At 73.6% G+C, this 24,184-nt stretch carries 25 protein-coding genes; 12 read left to right on the plus strand and 13 right to left on the minus strand.

Going from position 1 to position 24,184, the window contains the following annotated elements; genetic code table 11:
* Positions 1 to 317 precede the first annotated feature (317 nt).
* Genes FLM69_RS06795 through FLM69_RS06805 form a run of 3 tightly spaced genes read left to right on the plus strand, consistent with a single transcriptional unit; the run spans position 318 to position 1,401 of the window.
* Positions 318 to 578, plus strand: a complete 261-nt coding sequence (locus tag FLM69_RS06795) for a type II toxin-antitoxin system Phd/YefM family antitoxin (protein WP_141843594.1) — start codon at positions 318 to 320, stop codon at positions 576 to 578.
* A complete protein-coding gene (locus FLM69_RS06800) occupies positions 579 to 833 on the plus strand; it encodes a Txe/YoeB family addiction module toxin (protein WP_141843596.1) in 255 nt (84 codons plus the stop codon).
* Position 834: 1 nt separating this feature from the next.
* Complete coding sequence (locus FLM69_RS06805; RefSeq protein WP_141843598.1) at positions 835 to 1,401, plus strand: mismatch-specific DNA-glycosylase; 567 nt, start codon at positions 835 to 837, stop codon at positions 1,399 to 1,401.
* 43 nt (positions 1,402 to 1,444) lie between these two features.
* Here the strand turns inward: FLM69_RS06805 and FLM69_RS06810 are convergent, their stop codons facing one another.
* The 7 genes from FLM69_RS06810 to FLM69_RS06840 are packed head-to-tail and all read right to left on the minus strand — an operon-like array spanning position 1,445 to position 7,154.
* Entirely contained in the window at positions 1,445 to 2,227 is a 783-nt protein-coding gene (locus FLM69_RS06810) for an SCO1664 family protein (RefSeq protein WP_141843600.1), read from the minus strand.
* Positions 2,227 to 2,769: a DUF3090 domain-containing protein gene (locus FLM69_RS06815; RefSeq protein WP_101967565.1), complete on the minus strand. Its 543-nt coding sequence runs from the start codon at positions 2,767 to 2,769 to the stop codon at positions 2,227 to 2,229. The genes FLM69_RS06810 and FLM69_RS06815 overlap by 1 nt, the downstream gene beginning before the upstream one ends.
* Positions 2,766 to 3,491, minus strand: coding sequence for a histidine phosphatase family protein (locus tag FLM69_RS06820; RefSeq protein WP_181743493.1), 726 nt, complete (start codon positions 3,489 to 3,491; stop codon positions 2,766 to 2,768). Before FLM69_RS06820 ends, FLM69_RS06815 begins: the two co-directional genes overlap by 4 nt.
* Before the next feature lie 31 nt (positions 3,492 to 3,522).
* Positions 3,523 to 3,912: a hypothetical protein gene (locus tag FLM69_RS06825; protein ID WP_141843602.1), complete on the minus strand. Its 390-nt coding sequence runs from the start codon at positions 3,910 to 3,912 to the stop codon at positions 3,523 to 3,525.
* Positions 3,909 to 5,315, minus strand: a complete 1,407-nt coding sequence (locus FLM69_RS06830) for a Dyp-type peroxidase (RefSeq protein ID WP_119217901.1) — start codon at positions 5,313 to 5,315, stop codon at positions 3,909 to 3,911. Before FLM69_RS06830 ends, FLM69_RS06825 begins: the two co-directional genes overlap by 4 nt.
* Position 5,316: 1 nt before the next feature.
* Entirely contained in the window at positions 5,317 to 6,012 is a 696-nt protein-coding gene (locus FLM69_RS06835) for a hypothetical protein (protein WP_044659971.1), read from the minus strand.
* 53 nt (positions 6,013 to 6,065) lie between these two features.
* A complete protein-coding gene (locus tag FLM69_RS06840; protein ID WP_181743494.1) occupies positions 6,066 to 7,154 on the minus strand; it encodes a catalase family protein in 1,089 nt (362 codons plus the stop codon).
* 208 nt (positions 7,155 to 7,362) lie between these two features.
* On the opposite strand from FLM69_RS06840, the gene FLM69_RS06845 reads away from it, so the two are divergent.
* The 4 genes from FLM69_RS06845 (at position 7,363) to FLM69_RS06860 (ending at position 11,698) form a co-directional block, all read left to right on the plus strand.
* Entirely contained in the window at positions 7,363 to 9,015 is a 1,653-nt protein-coding gene (locus tag FLM69_RS06845) for an ABC-F family ATP-binding cassette domain-containing protein (protein WP_141843604.1), read from the plus strand.
* 114 nt (positions 9,016 to 9,129) lie between these two features.
* The gene (locus FLM69_RS06850; RefSeq protein WP_141843606.1) at positions 9,130 to 9,813 is read left to right on the plus strand and encodes a type 1 glutamine amidotransferase domain-containing protein; all 684 of its coding nucleotides are present in this window, start codon (positions 9,130 to 9,132) and stop codon (positions 9,811 to 9,813) included.
* A 41-nt stretch (positions 9,814 to 9,854) separates the two neighbouring features.
* Complete coding sequence (locus FLM69_RS06855; protein ID WP_141843608.1) at positions 9,855 to 10,865, plus strand: NADP-dependent oxidoreductase; 1,011 nt, start codon at positions 9,855 to 9,857, stop codon at positions 10,863 to 10,865.
* A 26-nt stretch (positions 10,866 to 10,891) separates the two neighbouring features.
* Positions 10,892 to 11,698, plus strand: a complete 807-nt coding sequence (locus FLM69_RS06860) for an alpha/beta fold hydrolase (RefSeq protein ID WP_237068965.1) — start codon at positions 10,892 to 10,894, stop codon at positions 11,696 to 11,698.
* Positions 11,699 to 11,729: 31 nt separating this feature from the next.
* Here the strand turns inward: FLM69_RS06860 and FLM69_RS06865 are convergent, their stop codons facing one another.
* Positions 11,730 to 12,221, minus strand: coding sequence for a MarR family winged helix-turn-helix transcriptional regulator (locus tag FLM69_RS06865; protein ID WP_141843609.1), 492 nt, complete (start codon positions 12,219 to 12,221; stop codon positions 11,730 to 11,732).
* Between the two features lie 111 nt (positions 12,222 to 12,332).
* Here FLM69_RS06865 and FLM69_RS06870 point away from each other — a divergent pair, with 111 nt between their 5' ends.
* Entirely contained in the window at positions 12,333 to 12,752 is a 420-nt protein-coding gene (locus FLM69_RS06870) for an organic hydroperoxide resistance protein (protein ID WP_002855232.1), read from the plus strand.
* Positions 12,752 to 13,177 (plus strand): hypothetical protein, encoded by a 426-nt coding sequence (locus FLM69_RS06875; RefSeq protein WP_095694796.1) that lies wholly within the window; start codon positions 12,752 to 12,754, stop codon positions 13,175 to 13,177. Before FLM69_RS06870 ends, FLM69_RS06875 begins: the two co-directional genes overlap by 1 nt.
* Positions 13,178 to 13,316: 139 nt before the next feature.
* On the opposite strand, the gene FLM69_RS06880 is transcribed toward FLM69_RS06875, so the two are convergent.
* On the minus strand, positions 13,317 to 14,831 hold the full coding sequence (locus FLM69_RS06880) for an acetyl-CoA hydrolase/transferase family protein (protein ID WP_134416734.1): 1,515 nt from the start codon (positions 14,829 to 14,831) through the stop codon (positions 13,317 to 13,319).
* Positions 14,832 to 15,021: 190 nt separating this feature from the next.
* On the opposite strand from FLM69_RS06880, the gene FLM69_RS06885 reads away from it, so the two are divergent.
* Positions 15,022 to 16,356, plus strand: coding sequence for a DUF4921 family protein (locus FLM69_RS06885; protein ID WP_370510498.1), 1,335 nt, complete (start codon positions 15,022 to 15,024; stop codon positions 16,354 to 16,356).
* A gap of 43 nt (positions 16,357 to 16,399) precedes the next feature.
* Entirely contained in the window at positions 16,400 to 18,052 is a 1,653-nt protein-coding gene (locus FLM69_RS06890; RefSeq protein ID WP_141843610.1) for an AarF/ABC1/UbiB kinase family protein, read from the plus strand.
* A gap of 28 nt (positions 18,053 to 18,080) precedes the next feature.
* Here the strand turns inward: FLM69_RS06890 and FLM69_RS06895 are convergent, their stop codons facing one another.
* Positions 18,081 to 19,211: a trans-acting enoyl reductase family protein gene (locus FLM69_RS06895; RefSeq protein ID WP_141843612.1), complete on the minus strand. Its 1,131-nt coding sequence runs from the start codon at positions 19,209 to 19,211 to the stop codon at positions 18,081 to 18,083.
* Between the two features lie 143 nt (positions 19,212 to 19,354).
* Here FLM69_RS06895 and FLM69_RS06900 point away from each other — a divergent pair, with 143 nt between their 5' ends.
* Positions 19,355 to 20,356, plus strand: coding sequence for a cation diffusion facilitator family transporter (locus FLM69_RS06900; protein ID WP_141843614.1), 1,002 nt, complete (start codon positions 19,355 to 19,357; stop codon positions 20,354 to 20,356).
* Between the two features lie 27 nt (positions 20,357 to 20,383).
* Here FLM69_RS06900 and arfB read toward each other — a convergent pair whose 3' ends face one another.
* From arfB to FLM69_RS06915, 3 genes are all read right to left on the minus strand, one after another.
* Entirely contained in the window at positions 20,384 to 20,839 is a 456-nt protein-coding gene (gene arfB, locus FLM69_RS06905) for an alternative ribosome rescue aminoacyl-tRNA hydrolase ArfB (RefSeq protein ID WP_020626297.1), read from the minus strand.
* The gene (locus FLM69_RS06910; protein WP_141843615.1) at positions 20,832 to 22,277 is read right to left on the minus strand and encodes an MFS transporter; all 1,446 of its coding nucleotides are present in this window, start codon (positions 22,275 to 22,277) and stop codon (positions 20,832 to 20,834) included. The genes arfB and FLM69_RS06910 overlap by 8 nt, the downstream gene beginning before the upstream one ends.
* 137 nt (positions 22,278 to 22,414) lie before the next feature.
* Positions 22,415 to 24,151, minus strand: coding sequence for a bifunctional 3'-5' exonuclease/DNA polymerase (locus FLM69_RS06915; protein ID WP_141843617.1), 1,737 nt, complete (start codon positions 24,149 to 24,151; stop codon positions 22,415 to 22,417).
* Positions 24,152 to 24,184: the final 33 nt, after the last annotated feature.

The following is a 24,184-nucleotide window of genomic DNA, read 5'->3' on the forward strand; positions in this document are numbered from 1 at the left end:
CGGCTCGTCGAAGGTCAGGCCGTCACGAACTGGAAGCAGGCCCTCGCCCAGCTCGCCGCGGCCTACCCCGACCGGATCAACCCCTACCTGTGACCACCCCGCTTACACAGACAAGTTGACACGCCCCGCCGCACCCCGCCATGCAACACCAGGTGGGGACGCCGTGGCCGGGCCCCCGGCGTCGCCGTCGTCTCCGTCGTCGCCGCGCCCACGGACCACGAGGGCAAGAAGTTCTGCATCCGGCAGGGTGCCTCCTGAGTTCCACCTCACCGACTGGTACCATAAGCAGGTGCCACATCGCGCCCGAGGAGGCCCGCATGTCCATCAGTGCCAGTGAAGCCCGCAAGACCCTGTTCCCGCTCATCGAGCGAGTGAATGCGGACCGCGACGCCGTGGAGATCGTCTCCCGCAGGGGCAACGCCGTCCTCATGCCCGCGGACGAGTACGCCGCCTGGCAGGAGACCGCCTACCTGTTCCGCTCCCCGGCCAACGCCCGCCGGCTGCTGGACGCTTACGAGCGCGCCCGTGCAGGGAGCGTTGAGGAGCACGCACTGGACCGCCTGGACGGGGACGCCTGAGTGCGCCTCGTGTGGGACCGCTCCGCCTGGGAGGACTACATGCACTGGCAGACCACGGACCGCAAGGGCCTCACACGGATCAACACCCTCGTCGACGCCGCCCTGCGTGATCCCTTCGAGGGGATCGGCAAGCCCGGGCAGCTGAAGTACGGCGCGGCCGGGGCATGGTCCCGGCGCATCACGGAGGAGCACAGGCTCGTCTACCTCGTCGACGGCGAGGACCTGATCGTCCTCCAGGTGAGGTATCACTACTGACATGCGCTTCACCCAGGCCGAGCTCCAGCAGTTCCGCGACCGCACCGTCCCCGACCTGCTGCCGGACCCGCTGCGGCTGCTGTTCATCGGCATCAACCCCGGCCTGTGGACCGCCGCCACCGGTGCGCACTTCGCCCGCCGCGGCAACCGCTTCTACCCGGCCCTGCACCGCGCCGGGCTCACCCGGCACCTGATCGACGCCTCCGACGGCTACAAGGCCGAGGACCTCGCCGAGCTGCATGCCCGCGGCATCGGGATCTCCAACCTCGTCCCGCGTGCCTCCGCCCGCGCCGACGAGCTCACCGCGGAGGAGCTCGCCGCCGCCCCCGCCCGCCTGGACGCGCTCGTGGCAGCGCACGCGCCGGCTGTCGTCGCCGTGTTGGGGGTGACGGCCTACCGGCAGGCGTTCGGACGTCCGAAGGCCGCGCTGGGGGAGCAGCAGACGCCGTGGCCGGGCACGCGGCTGTTCGTGGCGCCGAACCCCAGCGGGCTCAACGCTCACGCCACCCTGGACTCGCTCGCCGCGGACTACCGCGCGGCCGGTGCCGCGGCGGGGCTCGTGGACTGAGTGCACCCGCCGTCCCTGCGGCCGCGCTGACGCCTCAGGCCCGTCAGAAGAGCGGCCAGGGCACGGCCGGCGTCAGCCCGCTCGGGGCAGGGAAGATCCCGTCGTCGAGCAACCGGGCACAGCGTTCGGCAAGGGCGTCGACTTCCTCGGCACTGAGCAACCCCGCCAGCCCCCGCCCCAGCTCGCCAGCAAGTCCCTCGAGAACCCGGCCGACGCCGTCGCGCTCCTCCTCGCTCAGCACCTCGCCCAACCAGCCCCACAGCACGGTCCGCAGCTTGTCCGCCACATGGAAGGTGAGCCCGTGGTCCACGCCGTGGCGGTGCCCGCCGGGCATGGCGAGGATGTGGGCGCCCTTGCGGTCGGCGTTGTTGACGATCACGTCGAACACCGTCATGCGGCGCAGCGCCGCCGAGTCCTCATGGGCCAGGGCCAGCCGATTCCCGTCCTCGTCCTCGCCCTCCAGGATGGTGAGCCACCCCGCGGCCGGCACCTCGTCCGCCGGGAACAGGTCCACAGCATCCTGCTCAGGGTCCTGCTCCTGCCAGAGCTGCACCATGCCCTCGCCGAAGGGCCCGTCGCGCAGCCAGGTGCGCGGCACGATGTCCCAGCCCAGCGCCTCGGACACCAGGTGCGCGGCCACCTCGCGGCGGGCCAAGGTTCCGGCAGGGAAGTCCCATAGCGGGGCCTCGCCGGCCACCGGCTTGTAGACCACCGGGGTGTCACCGATCGCGCCGAGGAACGTGGCGTTGGACGCCGTCGTGATGCGGCCGGTGAGCGTCAGCTCCCCGGCCATCAGCTCGTCGGCGGGCACGTCCGCGGCGCGCATCAGGAGTCGGGGAGAGTGCAGTCGTGGCCGTCGGGGTCGATGGGCTGGCCGCAGTCCGAGCAGATCGGACGCCCGGCGTCCACGACCTCCCGGGTGCGCCGGGCGAACGCCCGGGCGGCGCCGACGGGCATGCGCACGCGCACGGCCTCGGCGTCCGCCTCGAGCGCCGGGTCGGCGTCGTCGTCGGAGAGGGGGTGCGCGTCGATGAGCACCTGCGCGGTGGTGGGGTCCCAGCCCAGGCCGATAGCCCCCACCCGGAACCACTCCTGCACCGGGTCCAGCGGATCGTTGTCCACGAGTTCCACGGGCGTGCTGGCCGGGACGCTGTGCGGGTTGCCCTCCAGCGCCATGAGATCGTCGAGGATCTCGTCGATCATCTCCGCCATCAGGGCCGACTGCTGCTTCTCCAGCGCCAGGCTCACCAGCCGGGGCCCGGTGCGCACCTGCAGGTAGAACGTGCGGGCTCCGGGACGCCCGAGCGTCCCGATCACGACCCGATCCGGCCAGTCGAACTCATGGGCGGGGGCAGGTGCATCAGTCATGCCACGATCCTAGGCGTCTGCTCGTCGACCGCGCCGGGGCCGGTGCCCGCGCCGCCGCCCACCGGGGCGTCGTCGGACGGGCGGAGGGTCGCCAGCCAGGACAGGTCCCCGGCGTCGGTGTTCATCGCCCAGACCCGCGGGCGGCTCGGACCGTAGCTCACGATGGAGACGGAGGCGGGCCCCACCTCGATCCGCTGGAACAGATCCAGGTGCGTGCCGAGCGCGTCGGCCAGGATCGACTTGATGACGTCCCCGTGGCTCACCGCCACCCACACCGCCCCGGACCCGTGTTCGGCCTCCACGGCGGCGTCGTGCCGGCGGATCGCCGCCACCGCGCGGGCCTGCATGCCCGCCATGGACTCCCCGCCGGGGAAGACGACGGCGGACGGCTGGGTCTGCACCGTCGCCCACAGGGGCTCGGTGGCCAGGTCGCTGAGCGCGCGCCCCTGCCAGTGGCCGTAGTCGCACTCGGTGAGGTCGTCGTCGACCAGCGAGGGCACCGTCCCCGGCTGGCGATCGAGGAGGGCGCGTGCCGTCTGCGCGCACCGCTCCAGGGGACTGGCCACCACCGCGGCCACGGGCACGGCCGCGATCCGGTCCCCGGTGCGGGCCGCCTGCTCCCGTCCGTGGTCGTCCAGGCTGACCCCGGGGGTGCGGCCCGCCAGCAGTCCGGTCGCGTTGGCCGTGGTGCGGCCGTGCCGCACGAGAAGTACCGTCGCCATCACTCCAGCCTACTGACGGGGTGGACGTGCCTCAGAGGGACGGATCACGGGGCAGGGGAGTCCACCGCAGGGTGAGGCCCCCGACGGCGGCCAGCGCCGCGTGGGCGTCGTCGGCGGCGTCCTCCAGCCCGTCCGCCACGTCTTCACCGGCCGAGGTGAGCAGCAGGACGGCGTGGTCGTCCGCGTCGGGCTGCTCGCCCGGGTCGGCGCGCCAGCCGCCCCTGCCCCGCACGCCGTCCTCGTCCCCGGGCAGGGAGCCCAGCCATGCGGCGGCCGCCCGGGCCGCCCCGGGGCCGACGACGTCCAGCCGCAGGGTCGCGGGGGAGCCGTCGTTGCCCGGCGGGGTGCCCCACAGCCAGTCGAGGTCCACCTGCCACGGCTGGGCGCCCGCGGGGCCGCCCGGGGACGGGGGCTGCATCACGCGTCGGCGTCCGACTGCTCGGAGGTCCAGCCCGCCTCACCGATCCACCGCAGGGCGCTGAGCGAGGGCATGAAGAGGTACTCGCCCCCGGCCATCCGGTTGAAGGTGGTGATGCCGTCGATGCGCTTGCGGGCCGGCTCGGCGGGGATGGTGAACCGTCCCTGCGTCGGGTCGTCCTCGTGCAGACCGACGATCGGATCCCGCTCGGAGCCGAGGTCGACGAAGTTGCCCCCGTTGATCCACTCCTGCTGCATGAACTCGATCGTGTCGAAGGCCCGGGCGCTGATGAAGATGAAGTAGATCCCGCGATCCTCCTTCGCGTCGTCGGCCGAGGTCACCTCCGGCGACCACCCGGGACCGTAGGTCGAGGAGCGCCGGATGATCCGCTTGATGTTCACGTCCGTCATGATCGACAGATCGCTGTCCCGCGGGTTGAGGCGACGCATGTGGCTGGAGTGCGGGCACATCAGGCCCTTCGGGTCGTCCTCGAAGGTGAAGTCGTTGCGCCGCTGCGGGTCGTTGCCCAGCTCCTCGTCGTCGTGGTCCGGGGAGAGCACGAGCGGGGCGCCGCTGCGCCAGCGGCCGAACATCTTCGCGGCGATCCGGTGCTGCTCCTCCGGGTCCGGGCTCTGCGAGGCCAGGTACTCGTTGAAGGCGCCCACCCGACTGGCGAACTTGCGCAGCACCACGTAGGTCCCGTTGCGGCCCAGCACATCCGGCTGCGGCACGGCCAGCGGGGAGCCGGTCTCGCTGTTCTCGCCCAGGATGAACTCGCCGGCGGAGATGGAGCGCTCCTGGCCCGGCTGGGGCCGCACCCCGCTGCCGGCCACCGTCGGCTGCGAGATGGAGTCCCGGAAACCGAAGGGGTTCTTGTTCAGCTCGTCGACCCCGAACCGGTGGGTGGCCACCAGGGTCACTCCGGTGGAGTGCTCCAGCACCTCCTCCGCCTGGTCCAGGGCCGCGTCCAGGGCGTCGGCGTCGGCCGCGTAGATCGTCAGCGCGATGTGGCAGGCGTCCTGGGTGAACGCCTCGTCCCAGTGCTCCGGGGCGTTCGGCCCGGTGTCCATGAGCTGCTGAGCGCGGGCCGCCATCCCCTGCTGGTAGGGCAGCGGGAAGCTGGCCAGAGAGTCCTCGGGCAGCCCCAGGGCGCGCAGGCCGGCATAGCTGATCGCCACGCCGGTCCAGGACTGCAGGTCGTCGGCCCAGTCCTGCGCGGAGGTCACGTGCTCGGCCAGGCGACGGACGAAGTCCCGGCCGCCTTCGGCCTCCTCCACGGTCAGCATGGCGTGGGCGCCGACGTAGGGCTCAGGCCGCGACCGCAGCACCAGGCCCTGGATGTCGTCCAGGCGCAGCTCGACCCGCTCCCGATCGAAACGTTCCTTCAGGTCCTTGAGCACGCCCATCTCAGTAATCCACCGCCTCGGGGGTGGAGATCGTGTCGGTGAGCTGCTTCAGGGCGGCCGCAGTGTCCTCGTCCAGGTCGGTGCGCCCGGCCATCTGGTCCAGGAAGGTGTTCACCGCGTCCTCGGTGCGCTGCAGTCGGCGCGTGTCCACCACGGTGACCTGCGGGTTCGCCACGAACCACCCGGAGGCGGTGATCTGGTGGTCGGCGATGAAGTCCTTCACGGTCGGGCTGTCGATGCCCGGCCACCCCTCCACGTTCTGGAAGAGGAGGTCCATCAGCTCGGGGATCTTGGTGGCGAAGTCGTTGATGTACGCGTCCCAGTCGCCGTCGTAGGCCGTGGCGAAGAGGATGCGGGTGTTGTCGTCGAAGAAGACGAAGCGCATGTCGTGGAGCGTGGACACGCGCTGGGCGCCGTCCATGTTGCCGCGAGTCAGGTCGAAGATGCGCTGCAGCCGTTCGGCGCCGCCCGGCTTGAGGCGGGCGATCGCGGTCAGCTCCGAGACCTTGCCCGAGCGCATCCCCACGCGGCCGGCGGAGTCGGCGGTGCCGGACAGGTCCGGGTTGTGCTCACGGATCATCGCCTCGAGGGCGATCTTGGCCAGCGTGGGGGCGTCCTGGGCGACGTCCTCGACGGCGCGTTTGACGGCGTCGAGACGGCTCTCGTCCTGGAGCCGGGGGTCTGAGCGGTCAGTCATGAGGTCCTCCTTCGAGAATCCTTTGGGGTGAATGGTGAGGGGTGGGGCCGGGATCAGTCCGGGATGTCGTCGAGCGACGACGGCTCGGGGGCCGGGCGGTCGTTGAACTCGTGGCGGAAGCGAGTGGACTGCTCATAGGCGCGCTTGCGGACGCGCATGATGGAGCCCAACGGCTGGTGCTCGACCACGCCGTTCCAGGGGTTGAAGGTGAGGGCGTCGTCGCCGTAGACGCGGCGGGGATGGCTGTAGCTCTCCTGCGCCTCGATGCGCAGGGTGGCGACGGGCTGGTGCGGGGCCTCCTCCTCGTCCCACAGGACGGAGGCGTCCTCCACCGGCATGCGCTCCGGGTCGGTCGCCAGCTGCGCCCGCAGGACGTACTCTGCGCTCTCACGCGAGAAGAAGTCGGCGACGATCTCGCTGATCGAGGAGAAGTCCTCCACCTTCATGTCCTGACCGGTCAGGGCGCGCACGTTCTCGGACGCCGGGGCCAGCGAGATCTTCGCGACGTGGTCCCCGTAGCGCAGGGCGCCCTGGGTGAAGTACGTCTCGCCGAGGACGTGGGCGTTGTCCCGCCCCAGGCCCTCCAGGGTGGCGCTGGGGGTCCCCCCGACGGTCTCCACCGCACCCCGGACCACGCGCGCGGCGCCCGTCGTCAGGCGCTGCAGCAGCTCGGGGGACTGGGAGTTCTTCTCCAGCAGGCTCAGCATCTCCTTGTAGCGGGCCACGGTGCCGAAGGCGAGCGTCGGGAAGTTCACCATGAGGAAGTCCTGATTGTGGCTGTCCAGGTCCGGCAGCAGCCGCTTGCCCTCCACCCCCAGCACCTTCAAGGCCCAGCCCCGCGGGGCGGGAGTGCGGTCGGTGTGGATGTCCCCGGGTGCGGAGGAGAGCCGCGCCACCGCCTCGTAGGTGCCCGGACGGGCGAAGATGCCCTGCGCCAACTCGGGAGCCAGGCCCTCATGGACCTCCAGCGTGGCCTTGAGGACGGCGTGGCTCTTGGCGTGGGCATCGCGGTGGGCGTGCTTGTGCTCTCCCGCCGCGCGGCGCTGTGACGCGCCCATCTGGGCCAGGATCTCGCGGGTCAGGTCCTCCTCGCGGTCGACCGAATGCTCGATGTCGGGCGTGTACTTCACCGGTTCAGTCATCAGTGCTCTGCCTTCTCTCTGGAGCGCCGTGTGCGCCGCGCGGAGCCGCGCACCTGACCCTGGCGACGCTATGACTCTTCCCATGTCAGGGCAAGGAAGGAAACGCGCCGCAGGTCTGGGAGTCGGTGCCCGGGGGCGGTGCCCCGGGGGATCTGTGACAGTGTGGCGGTGACCCGCCCCAGGGAAGCGCACTCGAGCCAGGAGAAGCATGACCGCCACCCTCGTCGCCTCCGGCCTGGCCGGCGGCCACGGCCATCGCACGCTGTTCGACGCGCTCGACCTCACCGTCGCGCCGGGGGACGTCGTCGGCGTCGTGGGGGCCAACGGCGCGGGCAAGTCCACGCTGCTGCGCATCCTCGGCGGGGACCTGGCCCCGCAGGCCGGCACGGTCAGCCTGGCCCCGGCCGACGCCTTCGTCGGCTGGCTCCCGCAGGAGCACGAGCGCGTGCCGGGGGAGACGGTGGCCGGGTACATCGCCCGCCGCACCGGCTGCGCCGAGGCCACCCGCGAGATGGACGAGGCCGCCGAGGCCCTGGCGGACCCGGACGTCACCGACGCCGCCGCGGACCGCTACAACACCGCCCTCACCCGCTGGCTGACCTCCGGCGCCGCGGACCTGGAGGAGCGCATCCCCGCCGTCCTCGCCGACCTCGGCCTGGACCTCTCCGCCTCCCCGGAACAGGTCCTCATGACCTCCCTCTCCGGTGGGCAGGCCGCCCGCGTCGGCCTCGCCGCGCTGCTGCTCTCCCGCTTCGACGTCGTGCTCCTGGACGAGCCCACCAACGACCTGGACCTCGACGGCCTGACCCGCCTGGAGGCCTTCGTGCAGGAGCTGCGCGGCGGCGTCGTGCTGGTGAGCCACGACCGCGAGTTCCTGGCCCGCTGCGTCACCCGCGTCCTGGAGCTCGACCTCGCCCAGCGCACCAACCGCGTCTACGGCGGCGGCTACGAGGCCTACCTCGAGGAGCGGGCCACCCTGCGCCGCCAGGCCCGGGAGAGGTACGAGGAGTTCGCCGAGCAGAAGCAGGACCTCGTCTCCCGCGCCCGCACCCAGCGGGAGTGGTCCAGCCAGGGCGTGCGCAACGCGATGAAGAAGTCCCCGGACAACGACAAGCTGCGCCGCAAGGCCAACAGTGAGTCGAGCGAGAAGCAGGCCCAGAAGGTCCGGCAGATGGAGAGCCGCATCGCGCGCCTGGAGGAGGTGGAGGAGCCGCGCAAGGAGTGGAGGCTGGAGTTCACCATCGGTGCGGCGCCGCGCTCCAGCTCGGTGGTCGCCACCCTCAACGACGCCGTGTTCCGGCAGGGCGGCTTCACGCTCGGCCCGGTGTCCCTCCAGGTGAACGCGGGGGAGCGGATCGGCATCACCGGGCCCAACGGGGCCGGCAAGTCCACCCTGCTGCGCGGGCTGCTGGGCCGCCAGGCCCCGGACGAGGGCATGGCCGCCCTGGGGTCCAGCGTGCAGATCGGGGAGATCGACCAGGCGCGCTCGCTGCTGGTCGGGACCGTCCCGCTCGCCGCGGCCGTCGAGGCGCTCGTGCCCGAGATGGCCTCCGGGGAGGTGCGCACCCTGCTGGCCAAGTTCGGCCTCAGGGCCGACCACGTGAACCGCCCTGTGGACGAGCTCTCGCCCGGCGAGCGCACCCGGGCATCCCTGGCCCTGCTCCAGGCCCGCGGGGTGAACGTCCTGGTGCTCGACGAGCCCACCAACCACCTGGACCTGGAGGCCATCGAGCAGCTCGAACAGGCCTTGGAGACCTATGAGGGCGCCCTGCTGCTCGTCACCCACGACCGCCGCATGCTGGACACCGTCCGCACCGACCGCCGCTGGCAGGTCCAGGACGGGCGGGTGACGGAGCGCTGATGTCCTGGGCGCGGCGGCCGCGGCGTGAGGCCGGTGGGCACCGTCACCCTTGCCCGAGATTCGGTTGCGTACGACCATGAGAGTGCAGTCCCCACCGACGAAAGGCCCCCAGACATGTCCCGCATCCTGATGATCCTCACCTCGCACGACCAGCTGGGCGACACCGGCCGCAAGACCGGGTTCTGGCTCGAGGAGTTCGCCTCGCCCTACTACGTCTTCACGGACGCCGGCCACGAGGTCACCCTCGCCTCGCCCCGCGGCGGCCAGCCGCCCATCGACCCGACGAGCTCGCAGCCGGAGATGCAGACCGAGGCCACCCGCCGGTTCGACCAGGACGAGGAGGCCAAGGCCGCCCTGGCCCACACCACGCCCCTGGCCCAGGTGGACGTGGACGGGTTCGACGCCGTCTTCTACCCGGGTGGTCACGGCCCGCTGTGGGACCTGGTGTCCGACGCCGACTCCACGCGGATCATCCTCGACAGCGACGCGGCCGGGCGCCCGCTCGGCCTCGTCTGCCACGCGCCCGGGATCCTGCACCCGATCACCGCCGCCGACGGCACCCCGTTCGTGCGCGGCCGTCAGGTCACCGGGTTCACCAACGGCGAGGAGGAGGCCGCCCAGCTGACGGACGTCGTCCCGTTCCTCGTCGAGGACTCGCTGATCGCCGCCGGCGCGGACTACCGCAAGGGCCCGGACGGGGAGAGCTTCGTGGTCACGGACGGCACCCTGGTGACCGGCCAGAACCCGGCCTCCTCCGCCGACGCCGCCCGCCGCCTCCTGGACCTGCTCGCGCGCTGATCCTCCACCGAGCCCGCCGCCCCGACCCCGAGGAGACCACCATGAGCACCCCCACCCGCACGCGCGAGATCCACCTCGCCTCCCGCCCCCACGGCGCCCCGACGCCGGAGAACTTCCGCCTCACCGAGGTCGAGCTCCCCGAGCTCACCGAGGGCCAGGTCCTCGTGCGCAACACCGTGATGTCCGTGGACCCGTACATGCGCGGCCGCATGAACGACGTCGAGTCCTATGTGCCTCCGTTCCAGCTCGACGCCCCCCTCGACGGCGGCGCGGTGGGCACCGTGATCGCCTCGCGCCACGCGGACGTGCCGGAGGGCACGTCCGTGCTCCACGGCCTCGGCTGGCGCGAGCACGCCGTCCTCGACGGCGACACCGTCCAGGCCGTGGACACCTCCCAGTTCTCGGACAGCACCTACCTGGGCGTGCTGGGCATGACGGGTCTGACCGCCTACACCGGCCTCGTGCACGTGGCCGAGATGCAGGAGGGCGACGCCGTCTTCATCTCGGGCGCCGCGGGGGCCGTCGGCTCGGTCGCCGGCCAGATCGCCCGCCTCCTGGGCGCCTCGCGCGTCGTCGGCTCGGCCGGCACGCCCGAGAAGGTGGCGTGGGTGAAGGAGCTGGGCTTCGACGCCGCGTTCGACTACCACGACGGCTCGCCCACGGACCTGCTGGCCGAGGCCGCGCCGGAGGGGATCGACGTCTACTTCGACAACGTGGGCGGCGACCACCTCGAGGCCGCCATCGCCGCGCTGCGGGTCGACGGCCGCGTGGCGATGTGCGGTGCGATCGCCCAGTACAACTCGACGGAGCCGCCGGCGGCCCCGCGCAACCTCGCCCTGGCGATCGGCAAGTGCCTGACCCTGCGCGGCTTCGTCCTGCAGAAGTACGCGGCGCAGGTCCGTCCCGAGTTCCTCGAGCGCGTGGGCCCGTGGGTCGCCGACGGAAAGATCCAGTGGGACGAGACCGTCCGGGAGGGTCTGGAGAACGCGCCCCAGGCGTTCATCGACCTGCTCGAGGGCGCCAACACGGGGAAGATGGTCGTCCGGCTGTGACGAGCGACGGCGCACTCGGGGGCGGCATGGACACCTTCCGGCATCAGGGCCTGACCTTCGATGTCCGCGACGGCGGGCCGGCCGAGGGGGAGGTGGTCCTGCTGCTGCACGGCTTCCCGCAGGACGCCACGTCCTGGAGGCACGTCGAGCCGCTGCTGCACGCCGCGGGGCTGCGCACCCTCGCGCCGGACCAGCGCGGCTACTCCCCGGGGGCCGCGCCGCGGGCGACGGCGGCCTACCGCCTCCCGGCGCTCGTGGGGGACGCCGTCGCGCTGGCGGACGCGGCGGGGGCGCGGCGCGTCCACGTCGTCGGCCATGACTGGGGCGGCGCCGTCGCCTGGGCGCTGGCCGCCGCCCACCCCGAGCGCGTCGCGTCCCTGACCGTCCTGTCCACGCCGCACCCGGCCGCCCTGGCCCGCGCCCTGCGCGGCCCGGACCAGCTGCGCCGCAGCTGGTACATCGCCGCCTTCCAGGCACCGGCCCTCCCCGAACGGATCCTCTCGCGACGGCTGGGCTCCCTGCTGCAGCGGGGGCAGGTCCCCGGGGCGGAGCACTACGCCCGCCGGTTCTCCACCCCGCAGAGCCTGCGCGGCCCGGTGAACTGGTATCGGGCGAACCCGGATCTGGTGACCACCACGAGCAGCGCGCCCGTGTCGGTCCCCACCACGTATGTGTGGGGCACCCGGGACGCGGCCCTGGGGCCGCGGGCCGCCGAGCTCACGGCGGGGCAGGTGGCGGGGGAGTACCGGTTCGTGGCGCTCGACGCGGACCACTGGCTGCCCGAGCGCGAGGCGGACGCCGTCGCCCGGGCGATCCTGGACCGGGTGCGCTGACCCGCGCTCCGCGCGGGCCGCTCCCGCCGTTTCAGCGCGGCCCGGCGGCCTCGGTGATCCGGTTCAGCAGGTCCATGAGGACCTGGCGCTCGGTGGTGTCGAGGGGGATCCAGGTGAGGGCGTCCACCGGGACCGTCCGGGCGGACGCCCGCAGCGCTCGTCCCTCGTCCGTCAGCCGGACCAGCACGCGTCGCTCGTCGTGGACGTCGCGCTCCCGCGTGACGAGCCCCATGCCGGCCAGGCGCCGCACCAGGGGTGTGATCGTCCCGTTGTCCATGCCGAGCCGGTCCCGCAGCGCGCCGACCCCCAGCGCGCCGGCGGCGTCCGACGTCGACGCCTCCGTCTCAGCCGAGGCGTCACTCTCCACCTGCCACAGGGTGAGCATCACGAGGTACTGCGGGTAGGTGAGGCCGAGGCGGGAGAGCAGGGGGCCGTAGCCGCGCGTGACGGCGCGCGCCGCCCGGTGCAGGGCGAAGCAGAGCTGGTCCTCGAGGGCGAGGCTGGGGGTCGGCGCGGCATCCATGGGAGCGATTCTAGTGGTCGCTGGGGAGCGACTTGGTTGCGCGCGACCTAACCGGGTGGCAGGCTGGAGCCGACTCGTCCCGCACGGGGCGGGCGGATGAAAGGACCTCTCATGGAGACCATCTACACCGCCGAGGCGCTCAGCACCGGCGCCGGCCGCGACGGCCATGTCCGCACCACCGACGGGCGGGTCGACCTCGACCTCGCGGTGCCCACCGAGATGGGCGGCTCCGGCCAGGGCACCAACCCCGAGCAGCTGTTCGCCGCCGGCTACGCCGCGTGCTTTCACTCGGCCCTGCAGATGGTCGCCCGGGCCTCCCGTGCCGACATCACCGACTCCTCCGTCGGCGCGCGCGTGGGCATCGGCCGCCAGGGTGAGGGCTTCGGCCTGGAGGTCACCCTCGAGGTCGTGCTGCCCAACGTCCCCGCGGACCAGGCCCGCGCCCTCATGGAGCAGGCGCATCAGGTGTGCCCCTATTCGAACGCCACCCGGGGCAACATCGACGTCGTCCTCGAGCTCGGGGAGGCGTGATGACGAAGCGCCGGCAGTCCGCCCCCCTCTCCCAGACCGCCGCCCGCCTCGGCCTCGGCGGGTTCATGACCGCCGCGGGGCTGTCCCACCTCACCGTGGCGCGCCGTGAGTTCCGCGCCCAGGTGCCCTCGTGGGTCCCGCTCCCGGCGGACCTCGTGGTGCTCGGATCCGGCGTGGCCGAGATCGGCCTCGGGGCCGCTCTGCTGGCGCTCCCCGGGCAGCGCCGCCTGACCGGCACCGCCCTGGCGGCCTTCTACACCGCGATCTACCCCGGGAACATCGGGCAGTACGCCGAGCGCAAGGACGGCTTCGGGCTGGACACGGACGGTCGCCGCCTGGCGCGGCTGTTCGGCCAGCCCGCCCTCATCGCGGCCGCCCTGTGGGCCGCGGGAATCCCCGAGCGGGAGCAGGGCGGGCGCGGCTGACGCCGTCGCCGGCCCCGCGGGCCTGGGCCGGCTCCGGGCACGTGCCCGGAGCCGGCGTGATCTCACCCTGCCGCGAGGCGCGGCCCACTGTAGGGTGCCCCGTCGCAGGTGTCCCGCAGGTGTCCGGTCCGGCGGGCCGTCAGCCTTGACGCATCGTCCCGGTCTCGAGGAAGCGCTGGTGCCAGGACAGGGCCTCGCCCAACAGGTGCGGGGTGTGCAGGCCGTCCGACCCGCGCATCGCGCGGTCGAAGTAGTCCCGCAGCTGCTCCCTGTAGTCCGGGTGCGCGCACGTGTCGATGATCGTGCGGGCGCGCTGCTTGGGGGAGAGGCCGCGCAGGTCGGCCAGCCCCTGCTCGGTGACCACCACGTGCACGTCGTGCTCGGTGTGGTCCACGTGCGAGACCATCGGCACGATGCAGGAGATGTCCCCGCCCTTGGCCGTGGACGGGGTGAGGAAGAACGAGGTGAACGCGTTGCGGGCGAAGTCGCCGGAGCCGCCGAGACCGTTCATCATCTTCGTGCCCATCAGGTGCGTGGAGTTCACGTTGCCGTACAGGTCGGCCTCGAGCATGCCGTTCATGGCGAGGATGCCGAGCCGGCGCACGAGCTCGGGGTGGTTGGAGATCTCCTGGGTGCGCAGGATCAGCTTGTCCCGATACTTCGCGGCGTTGTCGTTGAACCGTTCGGCGGCCTCGGTGGACAGGGAGAACGCGGTCGCGGACGCGGTCGCCAGGGTGCCGGAGTCCAGGGCGTCGAGCATGCCGTCCTGCACCACCTCGGTGAACGCGGACAGGCCCGTGAACCGGGACTTCACGAGCTCGGACATCACCGCGTTCGCGATGTTGCCCACGCCCGACTGCAGCGGCAGCAGCCGCTCGTCGTACCGGCCCTGGGCCACCTCGTGCTCGAAGAACTCCACGAGGTGCTGGGCGATCGCGATCGAGTCCGCGTCGGCGGGCTTGAACGGGGAGTTGCGGTCCGGGGCGTGGGTCTCGACGACGGCCACCACCTTGGCCGGATCGCACCGCAGGTACGTCTCACCGATGCGGTCTGCGGGGTGGGTGAGCATGATCGGCGAGCGGTGCGGGGGCAGCGCGGTGCCGTAGTAGACGTCATGCAGACCCTCGAGGTCCTCGCTCTGCCACGAGTTGACCTCGAGGATCACCTGATCCGCCAGGTCGATCCAGGACTTGTTGTTGCCCACGGAGGAGCTGGGGACGAGACGGCCGTCCTCGCGGATCCCGGACACCTCGATCACCGCCGTGGTCATGGGCCCGTAGAAGCCGTTCCACACGGCCTGCGCCAGGTGGGACAGGTGCGTGTCGATGTACTCGATCGCGCCAGCGTTGATCTTGGCGCGCATCGTCGGGTCCGACTGGAACGGGGTGCGCAGCGCGACGGCGTCCGCCTCGGCCAGCGCGCCGTCCATCTCCGCGGAGGTGGACGCCCCCGTGTGGAGGTTGATGCGGAACTCCTCGCCGCGCGCGTGCAGCGCCTTCGCCCGCTCGGCCAGCGCCATCGGCACAGCCTTCGGGTAGCCGGACCCCGTGAACCCGCTCATGCCCACGGTGGTGCCGTGCTGGATGAACGCCGCCGCCTCCGCGGCGGACATCACCTTCGACCGGAGGCCGGGGTGGTGGATGCGGGACGACATGGGTGAGGCCTCCGTGCGGGTGAGACGAGTCGAGCGAGAGCGCTGTGACGTGGAACAGCGATCAGCGTACCCGCGTCACGGGTGGCCGTGGGGATGATCACGCCGGAGGTCACGGGGCCCGCCCTGCGTGATCGACGACGGCGAACAGGGCTCGGCACACCGGGTCGGCACCGCCTCGTATCCTGGCCTCGTGCACCCGTCTGTGAGCGAGCCCCTCACCCGACTGCCGGACGGCACCGTCAAGCAGCGCAACCCCTTCACCGGCACCGAGGTCTGGACCGTGCCCGGCCGCGGCCACCGCCCGCTCGGCCTCGTCCGGCCCGCCCCGCAGCCGCTCGACCCCGCCCAGCAGGGTCGGCACTGTGCCTTCTGCGAGCACCGCCTGCTGGAGACGCCGCCGGAGAAGTCACGCATCGTCTCCACGAGGGCCGACGACGGCGCCCCGGCTTGGCAGATCCTGCGGCATCCGGCCGCGGAGCGGCTCGGGGAGACGACCCCGGCCTTCCGCCGGGTCCCCAACCTCTTCGAGATCCTCAGCTACGACTACTGGCGTCTCAACCACGGCTACGAACTCCCCCCGGACGCGCGCCGCCGCCGTGACGAGTACCTGGCCACCGAGGCCGGCCGCGCCCACGTGCGCGCCGTCGTCGCCGCGAAGCTGCGCGCCTCCGGCCGCTCCGCCGAGGAGGCGGCGGCGATGTCCGAGGCGGAGCTGATCGCGGCGTCGGCCGCATTCTTCGGCGGCACGCACGACGTGGTGATCGCCCGGCGGCACTTCGTCTACGACGCCGTGGACGACCACCAGCTGGCCTCCTCGGGCACCCTCACCCCGGACGAGCACCACGCCTTCCTGGCCCTCACCGCCGACGCGATGCGGGACCTCTACGCGACCACGCCCGCCGTGCGGTACGTCTCCGTGTTCCAGAACTGGCTCAAGCCCGCCGGTGCCTCCTTCGACCACCTGCACAAGCAGCTCGTGGCCATCGACGAGGTCGGCGCGCAGAACGCCGCCGTCCTGGACCGGCTGCGCGAGGACCCGCAGGTGTTCAACCACGCCGCGCTGGACGTGGCTGTGGCGCACGACCTCGTGATCGCCGAGAACGAGCACGCCGTGATGTTCGCCGGCTTCGGCCACCGGTACCCGACGGTCGAGGTCTACTCCACGAGCCCGGTGGGGCAGCCGTGGCGGCAGTCCGCGGCCGAGCTGCGCGCCGTCTCCGACCTGCTGCATGCCGCCCACGCGGCCACCGGCCCGGACGTCCCCTCCAACGAGGAGTGGCACACCCGCCCGCCCGGCGTCGCGGACCCGATGCCGTGGCGTGTGATGCTCAAGTGGCGCGTCTCCACGCTCGCCGGCTTCGAGGGCGCCACCAAGATCAACGTCAACACCCTCAGCCCGTGGGACGTGCGGGACCGGGTGCTGGCGAGGCTGCGGGAGCTGCGGGCGGCGGGCGCGCTCGCGGACGGGATGCGGATCGGGGCCGACGCGCGGGTCCGGCCGGGCATGCTCCGGTACGCGGACTGAGCGGCGGGGCCCGTCCCTCCGCGCGGTCGGTAGCGTGGGCGTCATGGCCCTCCACCTGCAGCGCTACCGCGAGATCGCCCACGTCATGGCCCGCAACGGCCTCATGGCCACGGCCGTGCAGGCCGGGCTCTCCCGGTGGCTGCCCCTCGAGGAGGGGGAGCCGCACCTGGGCATCGACGCCGAGGCCCGCCCCGAGCTGTTCGTGCGCACGTTCGAGGAGCTGGGCGTCACCTTCGTGAAGCTCGGGCAGCTGATCTCGGCGCGCCCGGACGTGTTCCCCGAGGCCTACTGCGCGGCGTTCGCCCGCCTCACGGACAGCACGTCGGCGGTGCCCTTCGAGGCCGTCGCCCGGACGGTCGAGGAGGACCTCGGCGCCGACGTCGACACCCTGTTCGCCTGGTTCGACCGGGCGCCCCTGGCCACCGCCTCCATCGGTCAGGCCCACCGCGCGCGCCTGCATGACGGGCGCGCCGTCGTCGTGAAGGTCCGCAAGCCCGGTGTGGTGGAGCAGGTCCAGGCGGACCTGGAGATCCTGCGGACGCTGGCGGCCACGTGGTCGCGGGCCTCACGGACCGTCGCCGACCTGGACGTGCCGGCCATGGTGGACGAGTTCGACCGCTCGCTGCGCGCCGAGCTCGACTACGTGGTGGAGGCGCGGGCCTGCGAGGAGATCGCCGCCGGCTTCCGGGACACCCCGGGCGTGCGGTTCCCGTGGATCGAGTGGGACCTGACCACCTCGCGCGTGCTGACCATGCAGGAGCTCTCCGGGCTGCGCGTGGACGACCTGGCCGGACTCGACGCCGCCGGCATCGACCGGGAGGAGCTGGCGTACCGGGCCGCCGACGTGCTGCTGGCCATGGTGTTCGAGCACGGCGTGTTCCATGCGGACCCGCACCCGGGCAACCTGTTCATCGAGCCGGACGGGACCGTCGGGTTCATCGACTTCGGCTCCGTGGGGCGGATCTCCCCGTCCCTCCGGCGCCGGTTCGCGGGCCTGGCCATGGCGCTGGCCCGGCAGGACACCGACGGGCTGGTGCGGGCCCTGCTGGACATCGCCCCGCCGCGCGGCCCGGTGGACCGCCGTCGGCTCCGGCTGGAGGTGGCCCGGATCGTCGGCCGCCTCGAGGGGCGCGAGCTCGAGGACATCCGCGTGGCGCAGCTGATCTCGGAGATCTTCGCCCTGGTGCGGCGCCACCGGCTGTCCCTGCCGCCCGAGCTCGTGCAGCTGCTGCGGATGCTGATCATCGTGGACGGCATCGGCCGCCGCCTGCACCCCGGCTTCGACTACACCCGCGTGCTCGACCCGTTCGCCCTGCGCCTCGTGGGGGAGCACCTCGACCCCCGGCGGGTGGCGGGCCGGATCGGCCGGGCCACGATCGCGGCGGCCGAGCTCGGCATCGACCTGCCGGAGTACGCCCGCAAGGTGATGGAACGCATCGACGACGGCGGGATCGACGTCACCGTCCGCGCGAGCGAGCTCGAGCCGCTCGTGACGCGCCTCGAGCGGACGGGCGACCGGGTGGTGGCCGCCATGGTGGTGGCCGCGATGATCACCGGCGGCACGAACGTGCTCGTGGCGTACAAGGACCGGCTCGGCCGCTTCGCCGGGCCGGTGGTGGCCGCCGGCGGCGCCGCCCTGACCGGCGGCAGCGCCTATCTGGCCTGGATCAGCCGCCCGCGGCGTCGCCCCCGCTGAGGGCCACGGGCGGGGTCAGTCGTCGGGATCATGCCCGCACCAGGCCGACCGCGGCGCAGGCCGTCTCGAAGTCGTCGAGGCCGAACGCCTGGATCGGGCTGACGACGCCGGCCTCGCGGGCCCGGCCTGCGGCGAGCTGACGGGCGCCCCAGGCCATGAGGTCCCCGGTCAACGTGTAGGCGTTGGGGCCGCGCAGGTGCACGTCCGCCACGACGCGGCCGGCCGCGTCCCGCGCGATCGCCCCGACTCGGGAGCCCGTGCGGGCCCGGTCTGCGGCGTCGGGGCCACCCGGGTCCCCGGCCAAGGGCCGCAGCAGGGCCTGCACGCCGCGGGCGACGCCGGGGAGCCACCCCACCGCGCCGAGGGCGGCGGCGCCGATCTGCGTGGGCCGGGCCGGGAACCAGCCGTTGAAGACCTCGACCTCATCCAGGCCGGGCTGCATCCGCGGCAGGAACAGGGACTCCGTGCCGCCGAACAGCACGCCGCGGCGATCCTGCCCGTCGACCCGGAAGACGGCCGACCGGCTGGCCGGGCCCGTCGTCGCCAGCCGCCCGCCGCGCCACGTGATCGTCCGCTCGGTGAGGGCGTCCACCATCGTCTGGCGCGTCCCGTGGCTGAGGTCGACGCGCGGGTCCAGCTCGCCGTCGGCGAAGTAGCCGATCTGCAGGGACCGTGCGCGTCCACCGGCCTGCGCCAGCGCGAGCCCGCCCGCGAGCATGCCCGGCGCGTAGTCGAAGCCGAGGGCGGGCAGCAGGGTGGCGCCCGTGCGTCGGGCGGTGGCGTCCAGGTCCGCCTTGAGGTCCTTCACGAAGCCGATCTCACCGGTCGAGTCCACGTAGTGCGCGCCCCTCTCCGCGGCGGCGCGGGCGACGGGCCGGCCGTAGCGTTCGAAGGGGCCGACCGTGGAGACCAGCACATCGCCCTCCGTGACCAGGGCCCTCAGCGAGGCGGGGTCCCCGGCGTCGGCGACGGCGACCTCCAGCCCGTCGTGCCGCCTCGCCGCGTGCTGGAGCGAGTCCCGGTTCCGGCCCGCCAGCACGGGCCGTGCGCCCTGGGCCACGAGGGCGTCCACGACGAGGGATCCGGCGTAGCCCGTCGCGCCGAGCACGATGATGCGGGGGGCGTCGGGGCGGTCGAGGTGCAGGGGAGAATCCGTCATGGTCCCACGCTAGGCCGCGCACGCGGAGACCTCACGGGCTCGGCGACGCCGATCCGCGTGGACCCCCTCTCGCGCTCCCGGACCGGCGGACCCGGACATGGCGAGCCTGGCCCGGCACCCGCCTGCAGGGGCAGACTCGGGGGATGACCCGTACCCCGCCCGCCGTCGCCCCGCCCGCCGCCGAGTCCGGCGCCGAGACCGGCGGCGAGAGCCTGCTGACCGTCCTGATCGCCCTCGGTGTGAACGCGGTGATCGCCGTCGTCAAGTCGATCGTGGGCGCGGTCACCGGCTCAGCCGCGATGGTGGCGGAGGCCGCGCACTCCTGGGCCGATGCCGGCAATGAGGTCTTCCTGCTGCTGGCGGAGCGTCGGGCCGGCCGAGCCCCCGACGCGCGGCACCCGCTGGGCTACGGGCGGGCGGCCTACGTGTGGTCGATGGTCGCGGCCTTCGGCCTGTTCGCGGTGGGCTCGGCGGTCTCGGTCTGGCACGGGATCACGGCCTGGTCCGCCCCCGAGGAGGAGGCGGAGTACACGATCGCGTACATCGTGCTGGCCGTCGCGTTCGTGCTCGAGGGCATCTCGTTCCTGAACGCGCACCGGCGCCTCCGCCGCGACGCGGAGCGGCGGCACATCAGCGATGCCACGTTCCTGCGCCAGACCTCGGACCCCACCCTGCGCGCCGTGTGGGTGGAGGACGCCTCGGCCCTGATCGGCCTGGCCATCGCGGCGGCCGCCCTCGCCCTGCACCAGCTCACCGGGGACCCCCGGTGGGACGCCGCCGGCTCGATCCTCGTGGGCGTGCTGCTCGGGGTCGTCGCGATCTTCCTGCTCTCGCGGAACATGGCGTTCCTCGTCGGCGAGGTCGCCGACCCGGCGGTCCGGACCCGGGTGCTGCGCTGGCTGCTGGAGCGGCCCGAGGTGCTCTCCGTGAGCTACCTGCACCTCGAGTACGTCGGCCCGGAGAAGCTCTTCGTCGTCGGGGCCGTGGACCTGGCCGGGGACGAGCGGGAGAGCGAGGCCGCGGTCCTGCTCCAGCGCGTGGAGGACGCCCTCCTCGAACACCCGCGCGTGGCCGCCGTCGTGCTCTCCCTGTCCAACCCCGCCCACGCGCCCCTGGCCCCGGAATCGCAGAACACCCGCGTCTGAGCCCGCGCGGCCGGCGGGCGAGCGGCCTCAGTCGAGGCCGGGGCGGCGGCGCGTGCGCTTCACCTCGGAGCGACGGCGTTTGGCCTCCAGGCGGCGCCGCCGGGAGCCGCGCGTCGGCGTCGTGGCCCGCCGCGGCGTCGGCGGGGCCAGGGCCTCGCGCAGCAGCGCCGCGAGCCGCTCGCGGGCGGCCACCCGGTTGCGCCACTGGGCCCGGTGCTCCGCCACGCTGACGGTGAGGACCGTCCCGGCCAGCCGGGGCGCCAGCCGCGCGAGGACGCGGGCGCGCTGGACGTCGTCGAGGGCGGAGGTGGCCGCCAGGTCCAGGCTGAGCTGGACCCGCGAGTCCGCCGTGTTCACGCCCTGACCGCCCGGGCCGGAGGCGTGGGAGAAGCGTTCGACGAGTTCGCCCGCGGGGATGACCAGCCCGCGGGGTGCGCCGGGGCCGGGGGTGACGCGCACGTCGCCGGGGCGGGGCTCAGCCACGGGGGGCCGCCGTCCGTGGTCCGCGCAGGTCCGCGAGTGCGACGAGGAGCGCGAGGGCCATGCACCCGGCCACCAGCGCGAAGGCGGCCATGAACGCCCCGTCCCAGTCGGCACCGGAGGCGACGCCCAGGAACACCCCCACGATCACGGCGGTGCCGACGGCCGTGCCGACGCGCTGGCCGGTCTGCAGGACGCCGCCGGCCGTGCCGGAGTGCCGCGGCGGGACCTCGGCCAGGCTGAGGGTCTGGTTGGGGGAGACCACCAGCCCCTGCCCGGCACCCAAGATGGCGAGGGTGAGCAGCAGCCACCACGGACTCAGGCCGAACTCCCGGTTGGCCCACGCCACCCCGATGGAGCCCACGACGGCGAGCAGCGCCAGCGCGATGCCGAGGACGACGATCTTCCGGCCCGTGCGCAGCACCACGCGCCCGGCCACGGTGGACATCACGCTCGACATGACCGCCGAAGGCAGGCCGATGAGCGCGGCGTGCAGCGCCGGGTAGCCCAGCCCGTTCTGCATGAACATGGCGATCACGACGAACATGCTGGTCGAGCCGGTGAAGTAGATGGCGATCAGCAGGGCGCCGCACGCGAAGCTGCGGGTCTGGAACAGGCGCAGGTCCACCATCGGGGCGCGGCCCCGTCGTGCGTAGCGGGCCTCCCACCGCGTCCAGAGGGCGGCCAGGCCGATGCCGACGGGCACGAGCACGAACCGCCACGGCCCGAGCCCCCGGTCCAGGAACGGGAGCATGACGGCCACGAGGGCGCCGGCCAGCAGGACGACGCCGACCGGGTCCAGGTCCGGACGCCGCGCCCGCTCGGGGACGGTGCGCGGCAGCCACTGGCGGGCCACGATCAGGGCGCCGAGGGCGATGGGCACGTTCACCAGAAAGGTCGCGCGCCAGCCGAGGTCGCCGCCGAGCCACGCGATGAGCCCGCCGCTGAGCAGCGGCCCCACCGCCACGGACACCCCGACGACGGCGCCGAGCGCCCCGAACGCCCGGGCGCGGGAGGCGCCGGAGAACTCGCCCTGGATGAAGCCGGTGACCTGCGGGTTGAGCAGGCCCGCGCCCACGCCCATGACCAGGCGCGCGAGCACGAGCAGGACGCCCGTGGGCGCCAGGCCGGACAGGAGCGCACCGAGCGCGAACACGCCGAGGCCCACCAGGAACAGCCGGCGGCGGCCGAAGAGGTCACCCGCCCGGCCCGCCGGCACGAGCACCATGCCGAACACGAGGGTGTAGCCGGAGATGGCCCACTGCAGCTCCGCGTCGCTGGCGTCCAGGCCCCGCTGCAGGGCGGGCAGGGCCACGTTGATGCTGGACACGGCCAGCAGGGACATGAAGATCGGGATGAGGAGCACCGCGAGGATGCGCTGCTGGTGCGGGGTGAAGACCGAGGACGCGGCGCCGTCGGACGGACGCGGGGCGACGGGCATGCGGTCTCCTTCACAAGGGTGTCTCGGGCGCTCTCCAGGATCGGCCCTCGTCCCGCATCGTGCCAGGTCCGAGGGTCCTCGGCCCGGTGCGGCGCACGGAGGCCATGACCGCGACCGTCGCCCTGCCGCCCCGTCGCTCACTTCGCGTCCGCGTACGACCCCACGCTGGAGACGGTGAGCGGGAAGTCCACGGGGGCGGGACCGAACAGCAGGCGGCCGGCGGCGCTCGCGGACTCCGCCACGACCGTCCGCACGGCCTCGGCCTCCGTGGCCGGGCCGTGCAGGACGACCTCGTCGTGGACGAAGAACACGAGTTCCGTGCGCATGCCGGCCGAGCGCAGTCGACGGCGGATCTCGCCCATCCAGCACAGCGCCCACTCGGCCGCGGTGCCCTGCACCACGAAGTTCCGGGTGAAGCGGCCCTGGGAGCGCCGCCGTCGCCGGGCCGCGGACTCGGCGGCCTGGGTGCCGACGTCGGACACGGACTCCTGCCACTTCCGCCCCGGCGCGGGGGACCAGCGGCCCAGCCACGTGGACACCTGGCCGCCTCCCTCGCCGACGGAGGCCGCCCGCTCGAGCAGGCCGATCGCTCGGGGGTAGAGCCGGCGCAGGTGCGGCATGAGCGCCGCGGAGTCGCCCGTCGTCGAGCCGTACATCGCACCCAGCAGGGCGATCTTCGCGCGCCCGCGGTCGGCCAGCGCGGTGCCGGCCGCCCGGCCCTGCTCCGCCACCTCCCGGTACAGGTCGGGCGTGGTCCCGGCACGGGCCAGCGCCTCGTCGGCGGCCATCGCGGCGAGGATGCGCGGCTCCACCTGGGAGGCGTCGGCCACGGTCAGCGTCCACCCGGGGTCTGCGCGGACGGCGTCGCGCACCCCGGCCGGGACCTGCATGGCCCCACCGCCGTGGGCGGCCCACCGCCCGGTCACCACGCCGCCGACCAGGTAGGCGGCGTGGAACCGGCCGTCGTCGCCGATCCACTGGTCCAGCCAGTGCCAGCCGTTGGCCGTCCACAGCCGGGCCAGGGCCTTGTACTCCAGCAGCGGCGCGAGCAGCGCGGCCCGCGCCTCGCGCTCCGCGCCGCCGGCGTCGATCCAGTGCTTCAGGTCCCACTGCCGCGTGGACTCCACGGCCACGCCCGCCGTCTGCAGCGCCCGCAGCAGGCTCGGCTGCGAGTCGGGGCTCAGCCCGGGGGAGCCCAGGACCTCGGCGATGCGTTCGGCCAGGGCCTGCAGGCGGGCCGGACGCTCGCCCGGTGCAGGCCGGGGGCCGAGCTGCTCGGCGAGGAGCGCCTCGTGCACGCCCCGGTCCCACGGCAGACCCGCCGCCCGGATCTCCGCGGCCACGAGTGCGCCCTGCGACTCCGCCGCCGCGAGCAGCCGCAGCCGGTGCGGGTGGGCCGAGCCCTCGACGGCCGCCCGCTGCGCGGCCAGCTCGGCCGCGAGCACGGTGACGTCCGGGGCGTGGCCGGACTCGTCCGGCAGGTCGAAGAAGGACTCCTGACCGGCGGGCACCCGCGCGGGGCGCTCGGGCTCCGTCGGGTCGGCGACCTCGAGCTGCGCCACGGGCGTGTAACGCACCCCGCTGCCCGGCGCCATCGCCGCGTGCCGCAGGATCCGCTGGACGAGGGTCAGGTCCCAGCATCGATCCGCCCGCACCCCCGCCGCCAGCCAGGCGGTGTACTCTGTCCCGACGTCGGCGAGCACCCAGCGGACCGTGCTCGGGTCCACGCCCAGACGGGCGGGCAGACCGGCCACGAGCGCGGCCACGGACCCGGCGGGGCAGGAGCCCAGGGGAGTGGCGTCGTCCCCGTCCACGGCCCACCAGGCGCCGGGGCTGCCGACGGAGGCGGGGGCGGGGCCCAGGACGACGAACATGGCCCTCATTCTGCCCCGTGGCAGGGTCGTGAC

This window comes from Micrococcus sp. R8502A1, assembly GCF_006704135.1.
In the GTDB taxonomy this organism is placed as follows: domain Bacteria; phylum Actinomycetota; class Actinomycetes; order Actinomycetales; family Micrococcaceae; genus Micrococcus; species Micrococcus luteus.

Excerpts from the sequence above, each read along its gene's own strand:
- FLM69_RS06795 (WP_141843594.1), top strand. The coding sequence starts at position 318 with ATGTCCATCAGTGCCAGTGAAGCCCGCAAGACCCTGTTCCCGCTCATC.
- FLM69_RS06805 (WP_141843598.1), top strand. The coding sequence starts at position 835 with ATGCGCTTCACCCAGGCCGAGCTCCAGCAGTTCCGCGACCGCACCGTC.
- FLM69_RS06810 (WP_141843600.1), bottom strand. The coding sequence starts at position 2,227 with ATGCGCGCCGCGGACGTGCCCGCCGACGAGCTGATGGCCGGGGAGCTG.
- FLM69_RS06815 (WP_101967565.1), bottom strand. The coding sequence starts at position 2,769 with ATGACTGATGCACCTGCCCCCGCCCATGAGTTCGACTGGCCGGATCGG.
- FLM69_RS06820 (WP_181743493.1), bottom strand. The coding sequence starts at position 3,491 with ATGGCGACGGTACTTCTCGTGCGGCACGGCCGCACCACGGCCAACGCG.
- FLM69_RS06830 (WP_119217901.1), bottom strand. The coding sequence starts at position 5,315 with ATGGGCGTGCTCAAGGACCTGAAGGAACGTTTCGATCGGGAGCGGGTC.
- FLM69_RS06835 (WP_044659971.1), bottom strand. The coding sequence starts at position 6,012 with ATGACTGACCGCTCAGACCCCCGGCTCCAGGACGAGAGCCGTCTCGAC.
- FLM69_RS06840 (WP_181743494.1), bottom strand. The coding sequence starts at position 7,154 with ATGACTGAACCGGTGAAGTACACGCCCGACATCGAGCATTCGGTCGAC.
- FLM69_RS06845 (WP_141843604.1), top strand. The coding sequence starts at position 7,363 with ATGACCGCCACCCTCGTCGCCTCCGGCCTGGCCGGCGGCCACGGCCAT.
- FLM69_RS06850 (WP_141843606.1), top strand. The coding sequence starts at position 9,130 with ATGTCCCGCATCCTGATGATCCTCACCTCGCACGACCAGCTGGGCGAC.
- FLM69_RS06855 (WP_141843608.1), top strand. The coding sequence starts at position 9,855 with ATGAGCACCCCCACCCGCACGCGCGAGATCCACCTCGCCTCCCGCCCC.
- FLM69_RS06860 (WP_237068965.1), top strand. The coding sequence starts at position 10,892 with ATGGACACCTTCCGGCATCAGGGCCTGACCTTCGATGTCCGCGACGGC.
- FLM69_RS06865 (WP_141843609.1), bottom strand. The coding sequence starts at position 12,221 with ATGGATGCCGCGCCGACCCCCAGCCTCGCCCTCGAGGACCAGCTCTGC.
- FLM69_RS06870 (WP_002855232.1), top strand. The coding sequence starts at position 12,333 with ATGGAGACCATCTACACCGCCGAGGCGCTCAGCACCGGCGCCGGCCGC.
- FLM69_RS06875 (WP_095694796.1), top strand. The coding sequence starts at position 12,752 with ATGACGAAGCGCCGGCAGTCCGCCCCCCTCTCCCAGACCGCCGCCCGC.
- FLM69_RS06880 (WP_134416734.1), bottom strand. The coding sequence starts at position 14,831 with ATGTCGTCCCGCATCCACCACCCCGGCCTCCGGTCGAAGGTGATGTCC.
- FLM69_RS06890 (WP_141843610.1), top strand. The coding sequence starts at position 16,400 with ATGGCCCTCCACCTGCAGCGCTACCGCGAGATCGCCCACGTCATGGCC.
- FLM69_RS06895 (WP_141843612.1), bottom strand. The coding sequence starts at position 19,211 with ATGACGGATTCTCCCCTGCACCTCGACCGCCCCGACGCCCCCCGCATC.
- FLM69_RS06900 (WP_141843614.1), top strand. The coding sequence starts at position 19,355 with ATGACCCGTACCCCGCCCGCCGTCGCCCCGCCCGCCGCCGAGTCCGGC.
- FLM69_RS06910 (WP_141843615.1), bottom strand. The coding sequence starts at position 22,277 with ATGCCCGTCGCCCCGCGTCCGTCCGACGGCGCCGCGTCCTCGGTCTTC.
- FLM69_RS06915 (WP_141843617.1), bottom strand. The coding sequence starts at position 24,151 with ATGTTCGTCGTCCTGGGCCCCGCCCCCGCCTCCGTCGGCAGCCCCGGC.